Raw genomic sequence first — 9,529 nt, forward strand, 5'->3', positions numbered from 1 at the left:
GCCGTGCGCGCACTCGACAAGGCCGGCATCGCCTGGCGCGAGCGTTTCGTCGGCGGCGGCGTCACCGCGGTGGTCGCGGCCGCGCTTGCCGGACTTGCCATTGCGCCGCTGGCGCGGCGGATCGCACCTCCCGGATTGGTCGACATCGGGCCGGCGCACAAATTGCCGAAACTCGGCAGCTCGAAGGTGATGCTGCATTCGAAGGTCAGCGATCCCGCCAAGCTGGCGGCGCTGCGCGCGGTGGCGGCGACGTTCCGGAGCGTGCCGGCTTGAGGCCGCGAACGCTCACAGGATCGCCTCGAACGCCCTGCGCAGCGTCTCGTGGGGGATAGCCGATCTGCATACGGCCCCCTGATGTTTGCCTAAAAATGTCCCAGGTCCCGGGAACCAATCCGGCGCCCCCAGCGTTTGTCCCCGTCGAGGCGGGGTCCGGAATGATAAAAAAGTCTAGTCAACAGAGAGACTTGTTCGAGAGCGAACGCAGTTTCCGGCTGTTGGTCGAAGGCGTTGCGGACTACGCCCTCTATATGCTCGATCCCGACGGGATCATCACGAGCTGGAACATCGGCGGCGAGCGCATCAAGGGCTATGCGCCCGAGGAGATCCTCGGCCAGCATTTTTCCCGCTTCTACACCGAGACCGACCGCGCCAACGGCAAGCCCGCGCGCGCTCTGGGCCTTGCGCGGGAAAAGGGTCGCTTCGACGAGGAAGGCTGGCGCGTCCGCAAGGACGGCACGTTCTTCTGGGCCAGCGTCGTGATCGATCCGATCTACGAGGACGGCGAGCTGGTCGGCTTCGCCAAGATCACGCGCGACATCACCGAACGCCGCAATACGCAGATCAAGCTCGAGGCGATGCAGAAGCAGCTCGCCGAGTCCCAGAAGTTCGATGCGCTCGGCCAGCTCACCGGCGGGGTCGCCCACGACTTCAACAATCTCCTGATGATCATCAGCGGCAGCCTCCACATGCTGAAGAGAGGGGCCAAGGACGAGGCCAAGCTGCAGCGCGCGATCTCGGCCATCGAGACCGCCGCCAAGCGCGGCGCGGCGCTGACCAACCAGCTGCTCACCTTCGCGCGGCGGCAGAGCGTCAATCCGCAGGCGATCGACTTCGCCGAGCGTATCGCCGCGATCCGCGAGGTGCTCGATGCCGGCGTCGGCAGCTCCGTGCGCCTCGCCTTCGACATCAGCCCCGATCTCTGGCCGATCAAGACCGACGTCTCCGAACTCGAGACCGCGCTGCTCAACCTCGTCATCAATGCGCGCGATGCGCTGCCCGACGGAGGCACGGTGACGATCGGTGCGCACAACGTCGCGCTGCATGAGGACCCCTTCGCCGGCAGGTTCGTCGCGATCAACGTCACCGATACCGGGCTTGGCATTCCCGATGACGTCCTCGACAAGATCTTCGAGCCATTCTTCACGACCAAGCCGATCGGAAAAGGCACCGGCCTCGGCCTCTCCCAGGTGCACGGCTTTGCCCATCAGGCGGGTGGAACGATCAAAGTCGCAAGCGAGCTCGGCAAAGGAACCACCTTCACCATCCTCCTGCCGCGCGCAGACGACGCGCCATCGCGTGAGACGGCGGGAGCATCACCGTTCCGCGGCAGCGGCACGGTGCTGCTGGTCGAGGACAATCCCGAGGTCGCATCCGTCAGCGTCGGCCTGCTGGAACAGCTCGGCTACAGCGTGCGCAGGGTCGCTGATGCCGAAGCCGCGTTGCGCGAGATCGAGACGAACGGCGTCGACTTCGTCTTCTCGGACATCGTCATGCCCGGCAAGATGGACGGGCTCAGCCTCGCCCAGCACCTGCGCCAGATCCGCCCCGGCCTGCCAATCCTGCTCGCCACCGGCTATGCCGAGGTCGCCGCCGGCGTGCGCGGCGATTTCCCGATCCTGCGCAAGCCGTATGAAATCCACGAGCTGAGCGAGGCGATTTCGAAGCTGCCAAGGTGATTGTTCTCTTCGAGAGCTTGAGGCACCGAAGCCTCCTCGCCGTCATGGCCGGGCTTGTCCCGGCCATCCACGTCTAGCCCCGTCGCACGAAGAACGTGGATGCCCGGGACTAGCCCGGGCATGACGACCAGTTGCGAGCGTTCACACCGTCGGCAACACCGAAAACGCCTCCCCTGCCCGGCGCAGGTTCAGCTCATCGGCCCCGGCGGTCTCGCTGGTGACGCTGTCGACGCGTGAGGACGGCGGGCCGTGGCGGCACAGTGCCACCATGTCGGCGACGTGCTTGGGCGCGCCCGCGAACAGTGCCTCGACGCTGCCGTCGCGGCGGTTGCGGACCCAGCCTTCGAGACCGCTGGTGGTCGCCTGGTACTCGACCCAGGCGCGGTAGCCGACGCCCTGGACGCGACCGCGGATCATGACCTGGAGGATCGCCCGGCTCATTTTTTTAGCCCAAGAAAGTTGGCGTTGCGCGCCTTCACGTCGGCCTCGCGCATGACGCGGCTGGTCAGTTCCGCTGCGGGCAATCCCTTCAGCGCTTTCGGCGCCGTGCCGTCACGCAACGCTTTCTGAACCTCGTACACGGCCTGCGTTGCAGCCGCGATCGGGGCATGTCCCTGGAGGGCGATGCGCACGCGTTGGCTCTCGAGATAGTCGGTCGCGTTCAATTCCTCCGGCGCGCCGCCGAGCACGAGCGGCAGGTGCGTGGCGGATGCGATGGCCTCGAGCTCCGCGCGAGACTTGATGCCGGTGAAGAACAGCGCGTCCACACCGGCCGCTTCATAGGCCATGGCGCGCCGGATCGCATCTTCGATCGAAGTGATCGAGGCAGCTCCAGTGCGGCCCATGATCACGAGCGAGGGATCGCTGCGGCCCTCGAGCGCCGCCTTCATCTTGCCGACGCCTTCCTCGAGTGGGATCAGCTGCATCTTCGCCTCGCCGAACGCCGCCGGCAGCAGCGTGTCCTCGATGGTGAGCCCGGCAGCCCCCGCCGTCTCCAGCTCCTGCACCGTTCGGCGCACGTTCAGAGCATTGCCATAGCCGTGATCGGCATCGACGAGAACGGGGAGCGCGGAGGCGCGCGACATCCGCCGCATCTGCTCGGCAAGCTCGGTGAGCGTGATCAGCGTGACATCGGGATCGCCGAGCACGGCGAGCGAGGCCACCGAACCGCCGAACATGCCGAGCGGAAAGCCGAGGTCCTCGGCAATGCGGATCGAGATGGCGTCGTAGACCGAGCCGGGACGGACGCAAGTCCCGCCCGACAGGATCGATCGCAGTTTCTCGCGGCGGGAACGAAAGGCCATGGTGCTGTCTCGGTTAAATCACGGAGGCCGCAGCATACCCCGTCATTGCGAGCGAAGCGAAGCAATCCAGAAATGTGTCCGCGGAAACAAACTGGATTGCTTCGTCGCTTCAGCGCAAAATCGCAATTTTGTCGCCCGCTCCTCGCAATGACGGTGGTTGCGGGCAGACCGCCCGCCTCACTCACACGTTTACGCAAACTCCAAAATCAGCGCGTCCACCGCGAGCGTCGCGCCGGCGCTGGCGTGGATCTTCTTCACGGTCCCGTCCTGCTCGGCGCGCAGCACGTTCTGCATCTTCATGGCTTCGACCACCGCGAGCGTCTCGCCGGCCTTGACCTCCTGCCCTTCGTTCACGGCGATCGAGACCACGAGGCCCGGCATCGGACAGAGCAGCTTCTTGCCGCTATCGGAGGCCGTCGTCACCGGCATCAAGCGTGCCGAGGCCGCTTCCGCCTCGGTCCAGACATAGACCGGCACCTCGACGCCCTGATGCGCGAGACGGATGCCATTGGCAATCGGCCGCGCCTGCACCGCCATGAACTGGCCGTCGATGGTGCCCTGCCAGACCGGATCGCCGGGCTTCCACGGCGACTGCAACAGATGCGCATTGCCGGCCTTGCCGTCGGCATCGATGAAACGCACCGCGATCGCCTCACCCTCGCGTCCGACCTCGAGCAGGATCTCCTGGTGATCAAGCCAGACCGCGCGGCGACGCTCGCGCTGCACGATGCGGCCGCCCAACTGGCCCGAGATCTGTCGCTTGCGCTCGCCCAGCACGTGATCGATGGCGGCGCCGACCGCAGCGATCCGCCGCGCGACCTCGCCTTCGGGCACGCGCACCGCAAAGCCCTTCGGGAATTCCTCGGCGATGAAGCCGGTCGAGAGGCGGCCTTCGCGCCAGCGCGGATGATGCATCAGCGCGGACAGGAACGGGATGTTGTGACGGATGCCGTCGACATAGAACGAGTCCAGCGCGGTCGCCTGCGCCTCGATCGCGGCGGCGCGCGAGGGTGCGTGCGTGACCAGCTTGGCGATCATCGGATCATAATGGATCGAGATCTCGCCGCCCTCCTGCACGCCGGTGTCGTTGCGCACGGTGATGCCATCCATGCTGGCTTCCGCCGGCGGACGGTATTTCACGAGGCGCCCGATCGAGGGCAGGAAGTTGCGGAACGGATCCTCGGCATAGAGGCGCGATTCCACCGCCCAGCCCGTGAGCGTGACGTCCTTCTGCGCGATCGCGAGCTTCTCGCCGGCGGCAACGCGGATCATCTGCTCGACGAGATCGATGCCGGTGACGAGCTCGGTGACGGGATGTTCGACCTGGAGGCGCGTGTTCATCTCCAGGAAGTAGAAGCTCTTGTCCTGCCCTGCGACGAACTCGACGGTGCCGGCGGAATCGTAATGCACGGCCTTGGCCAGCGCGACGGCCTGCTCGCCCATCTTGCGGCGGGTTTCTTCGTCGAGCAGCGGCGACGGCGCCTCCTCGATGACCTTCTGGTTGCGGCGCTGGATCGAGCATTCGCGCTCGCCGAGATGGATGACGTTGCCGTGCTTGTCGCCCAGCACCTGGATCTCGATGTGGCGGGGATCGACGATGAACTTCTCGACGAAGACGCGGTCGTCGCCGAACGAGGCCTTGGCCTCGGCCTTGGCGAGGTTGAAGCCTTCGGCGACCTCGGCCTTGGAGTGCGCGATACGCATGCCCTTGCCGCCGCCGCCGGCGGAGGCCTTGATCATGACGGGATAGCCGATCTCATCGGCGATGCGGACCGCGTGCTTGTCGTCCTCGATGACGCCGAGATAGCCGGGCACGGTCGAGACCTTGGCCTTGGCGGCGGCCTTCTTGGATTCGATCTTGTCGCCCATCGCAGCGATCGCGCCGGGGTTCGGGCCGATGAAGACGAGACCGGCCGCCTCCAGCGCGCGCGGAAACGCCTCGCGCTCGGACAGGAAGCCGTAGCCGGGATGCACGGCCTCGGCGCCGGTCTTGCGGCAGGCGTCCACGATCTTCTCGATCACCAGATAGCTCTCGGCCGCAGCCGGCGGGCCGATCAGCACGGCCTCGTCGGCCATCTCGACATGGAGGGCATCGCGGTCGGCCTCGGAATAGACCGCAACCGTCTGAACTCCCATCCGGCGGGCAGTCTTGATGACCCGGCAGGCGATTTCGCCGCGATTGGCGATCAGAATGCGTTTGAACATGCTTTTCTTGAGTCTCGACCTTGGGCGGGGGACCCTTTCCTGGCCGTTGGGGCCTATCGGAAACGGGCCGTGTGGCCCCGTGGTACATCAAAATGGGCCGGAGGCAACGGTCTAAATCCCTCCCCTCTGGCGTACCAGCGCAAGACCGGAACGGGCCTGCGGAACGGAGCCGGCGGGCCCTGGCACCGCCTACGGCTTCCCCGCCTTGGCCACGTCCCGCACGAGGCTATGAACAAAGCCCAGTTTGGCGATCACTGCGGGCGACAGGATGAAGGGATAGAGGTCGCGCAGGCCCATGGCGCGGTTGACGCTGTTCATGGCGAAGGTAAAGGGCAGCCATGCGCTGACCAGCGCCTCCACATCCCGGGCCTCGTAGGGGTTGAGACGAATGCGCGTCGTCAGCTCCCCGTCGCGGTCGACCTTGGGGCGTACCTCCATGCCGAACTCGGCGGCCATCTCCAGCGTGTCGACGATGTGGAGATAGTGCGCCCAGGTCTCGGCGAAGTCCTCCCACGGATGCGTCGTCGCGTAGGCCGAGACGTAGTTCTGCTGCCAATCCGGCGGCGCGCCTTCGGCATAATGGCGCTGCAAGGCCTGGCCGTAATCGGCCGAATCGTCGCCGAACATGGCGCGGCATTGGTCGAGCTTGCCGCCGTCCCGCACCAGCACGTCCCAGAAATAGTGTCCGACCTCGTGGCGGAAATGCCCGAGCAGCGTCCGGTAGGGCTCGCCCATCTCGAGCCTGCGCCGCTCGCGCTCGATGTCGTCGGCCTCGGTGAGCGCGATCGTGATCAGGCCGTTGTCATGGCCGGTCATGACCTTCTCCCCGCTGTGCGGATCGTCGGCAAGGAAATTGAAGATCAGCCCATGCGCGGGATTATCCTGCCTGGTCTGGAGCGGCAGCTTCCAGCGGATCAGGGAATAAAACAGGCGGTGCTTTGCCACCTCCAGCTCGCGCCAGCCGGCGAGCTGCGCCGGATCCGACAGATCCGGCACGATGCCGTTGTGACGACAGGCGCGGCAATAGCCCGTCCTGTCGCCCGTATCCGTCAGCCAGTTGCAGGAATCGTATTCGGCATTGCGGCACAGCATGCGGCTTTCGCCCGCGTCGGCCAGCGTCTTCCAGGCCTCGCCGTCGGGCTCGACGGCCGACATCGTCTCCTTCTCCGGCAGGAAGGCCACGCGGTGACCGCAGCGTTCGCAGGCGCGGTTCTCGAAATAGAGGACGTTGCCGCAGGCCTGGCAGACAAAGAGCTTCAAGATCTAGCCTCTTCGCAAAGGGAGTCTTGTGGAATCAGAGTTGTCGCGCCTCGCAGATACGCGCGCAGAGGGCGCATCGTTCCAACGTCAGGAACAAATAGCCGGCGGAGGCGTTCGTTCATACCCGCCGGAATCCGCGTCCTTCCCAGCATATTCCCTTCTAAGCGATGGCCATCACGCTCCGTCTGTGTGAATATCGGTCCGCCACGTGCGCACCCGCATGACAACGGCCCATGCCTTGAACGAACCCTTGCCCGAGACCATCGCTGCCGCAAGGCTGCGCCAGCACCTCGAAGACGTCGCGCGCGAGCGTGACAGCGCCTATCGCGCGCTTCAGGAGCGCGAGGCCGAGCTCGCGCGCATCCAGCGCATCGGCAAGGTCGGTGGCGTCGAGGTCGACTTCCGTGAGGGCTTCAAGAACCGTCGCTCGCCCGAATATCTGATGATCCATGGGTTGCCCCCGGAGGCCTCGGACGAGACGCACGAGGACTGGGTCAACCGCATCCATCCCGAGGATCGCGACGCGACCGTCAAACATTTCTTCGAGGCTCTCGCCGGAACGAGCGAAGACTACACCGCCGAATACCGCATCATCCGCCCCAATGACGGTGAGACCCGCTGGATCCGGGTCGTTGCCAAGATCGAGCGCGACAAGGACGGCCGCGCCATCCGCCTCGTCGGCGCCCACATCGACATCACCGCCCAGGCGCTCGCGCGCGAGACGCTGCGCGAGAGCGAGGAACGCTTCCGGCTGATCGCCGACAGCGCGCCGGTGCCGATCTGGGTGACCAAGCTCGACCGCAAGCGGTCCTTCGCCAACCAGGCCTATGTCGATTTCGTCGGCCTGCCCTATGATGAGGCCATCGACTTCGACTGGCGCAAGGTGCTGCATCCGGACGACCTGCCGCATGTGCTCCAGCAATCCGTCCAGGGCGAAGCGTCGCTAAAGCCGTTCGTGCTGGAAGCACGCTACAAGAACGCCAAGGGGGAATGGCGCTGGCTGCGCTCGGAATCGCAGCCGCGCTGGGATCCGACCGGCAAGCATATCGGCTTCATCGGCGTCGCCCACGACATCACCGCAGCCAAGCAGGCCGAGATCGAGCTCCGGCAGCTCAACGAGACGCTGGAAGAGCGCATCGCCCAGCGCACCGCCGAGCTCGAATCCAACGAGGCGCGGCTGCGTGCGATCCTGGAGACCAGCAACCAGTATCAGGGCCTCGTCAATCTCAGGGGCGAGTTGCTTTACGCCAACAAGACTGCGCTTGACGGCATCAAGGCGAATTCCTCGGACGTCATCGGAAAGCCGTTGTGGGAGACGCCCTGGTTCTGCGCGACGGAGGGCATGAGCGCGCTGGTGCGCGAGGCCTTCGATGCCGTGCTCAAGGGCGAAGCCGTGCGGCTGGAGATGCAGCTGCGCCTTCCCATCGGCGAGCGCGATTTCGAATTCGGCATGCGCCCCGTGCTCGACCGCCACGGCAACATCACCGGCGCCGTGCCCGAGGCCGTCGACATCACCGAGCGCCGGCGCGGCGAAGAAGCGCTGCGGCAGTCGCAGAAGATGGAGGCGATCGGCCAGCTCACCGGCGGCGTCGCGCACGACTTCAACAATCTCCTCACCATCATCCGTTCGGCGACCGATTTCCTGCGCCGCCGTGAGCTGCCGGAGGAGCGCCGCCGCCGCTATGTCGACGCCATCTCCGAGACGGTCGAGCGGGCCTCCAACCTGACTGCACAGCTGCTGGCGTTCGCGCGGCGGCAGCCGCTCAAGCCGCAGATCTTCAATGTCGGCAGCCAGGTCGAGGGCGTCGCGCAACTGATCCGCCCGCTGGTCGGAGGCCGCATCGAGATCGCGGTCGAGATCGAGGATGCCGGCTGCTTCACCGTGGCCGACATCGCCCAGTTCGAGAGCGCGCTGATCAACCTCGCCGTCAACGCCCGCGACGCCATGGACGGCGAAGGGCGCCTCGTCATCGCGGTGCGCAAGGTCTTTGGGATTCCGAGCCTGCGCGCACAATCGGCGCGCGGCGGCGACTACATCGCCATCTCGGTCACCGACACCGGCTGCGGCATCGCGCCGGAACATCTCGACCTGATCTTCGAGCCGTTCTTCACCACCAAGGAGGTCGGCAAGGGCACGGGGCTCGGCCTCAGCCAGGCCTTCGGCTTCGCAAAGCAGTCCGAAGGCGACATCGCGGTGACGAGCAAGCAAGGCAAAGGCGCGACATTCACCATCTATCTGCCGCAGGCACAGAGCCCTGCAACTGACAAGGAGGCCGCGGCGCTGACCTATGAGGCCGCAGCCACCGGGCGCGGCTATCGCGTGCTGGTGGTCGAGGACAATGACGAGGTCGGCCGCTTCTCCACCGAGCTGCTGGAGGATCTCGGTTATGTCGTCCGCCGCGTCGCCAATGCCAACGCGGCGCTGGCGATTCTCGGCGAGAACGAATTCGCCGTCGACCTCGTCTTCTCCGACGTCATCATGCCCGGCATGAACGGCGTCGAGCTCGCCGGCATCATCCGCGAGCGCTATCCGGGCCTGCCCGTCGTGCTCACCTCTGGCTACAGCAACGTGCTCGCCGAGAATGCGCATCGCGGTTTCGAGCTGATCCAGAAGCCCTATTCGGTGGAATCGCTCTCGCGCATCCTGCGCAAGGCGATCACGCAGAAGCTGTCGGTGGCAAGGTGAACGTGATTGGGCGTTGTGAGCGTTCTGACAACAGGAATTTGCCACAAACTCCGTCATTGCGAGCGCAGCGAAGCAATCCAGACTGTCGCAGCGGAAAGATTCTGGATTGATCTTCCCCC

The 9,529-nt window shown here is 65.7% G+C and carries 6 protein-coding genes and 1 pseudogene; 3 read left to right on the forward strand and 4 right to left on the reverse strand.

What is annotated here, in order from left to right:
- A pseudogene (locus tag CWO91_RS40155) lies at window positions 1-273 on the forward strand (LysR family transcriptional regulator); the annotation flags it as partial.
- Window positions 274-434: 161 nt separating this feature from the next.
- Window positions 435-1,955, forward strand: coding sequence for a PAS domain-containing sensor histidine kinase (locus CWO91_RS40160; protein ID WP_130220865.1), 1,521 nt, complete (start codon window positions 435-437; stop codon window positions 1,953-1,955).
- Window positions 1,956-2,096: 141 nt separating this feature from the next.
- On the opposite strand, the gene CWO91_RS40170 is transcribed toward CWO91_RS40160, so the two are convergent.
- The 4 genes from CWO91_RS40170 to CWO91_RS40185 form a co-directional block, all read right to left on the reverse strand.
- Window positions 2,097-2,396 (reverse strand): acylphosphatase, encoded by a 300-nt coding sequence (locus CWO91_RS40170; RefSeq protein WP_091889695.1) that lies wholly within the window; start codon window positions 2,394-2,396, stop codon window positions 2,097-2,099.
- Window positions 2,393-3,259, reverse strand: a complete 867-nt coding sequence (locus tag CWO91_RS40175) for an isocitrate lyase/PEP mutase family protein (RefSeq protein WP_130220867.1) — start codon at window positions 3,257-3,259, stop codon at window positions 2,393-2,395. The genes CWO91_RS40170 and CWO91_RS40175 overlap by 4 nt, the downstream gene beginning before the upstream one ends.
- A 189-nt stretch (window positions 3,260-3,448) precedes the next feature.
- Window positions 3,449-5,464, reverse strand: a complete 2,016-nt coding sequence (locus tag CWO91_RS40180) for an acetyl-CoA carboxylase biotin carboxylase subunit (RefSeq protein WP_130220868.1) — start codon at window positions 5,462-5,464, stop codon at window positions 3,449-3,451.
- A gap of 189 nt (window positions 5,465-5,653) precedes the next feature.
- Window positions 5,654-6,724: a zinc-binding metallopeptidase family protein gene (locus CWO91_RS40185; protein WP_130220869.1), complete on the reverse strand. Its 1,071-nt coding sequence runs from the start codon at window positions 6,722-6,724 to the stop codon at window positions 5,654-5,656.
- 208 nt (window positions 6,725-6,932) lie between these two features.
- Here CWO91_RS40185 and CWO91_RS40190 point away from each other — a divergent pair, with 208 nt between their 5' ends.
- A complete protein-coding gene (locus tag CWO91_RS40190; protein WP_130220870.1) occupies window positions 6,933-9,410 on the forward strand; it encodes a PAS domain-containing hybrid sensor histidine kinase/response regulator in 2,478 nt (825 codons plus the stop codon).
- Window positions 9,411-9,529: the final 119 nt, after the last annotated feature.

Source organism: Bradyrhizobium genosp. SA-3, assembly GCF_004212635.1.
Taxonomy (GTDB): Bacteria; Pseudomonadota; Alphaproteobacteria; order Rhizobiales; family Xanthobacteraceae; genus Bradyrhizobium.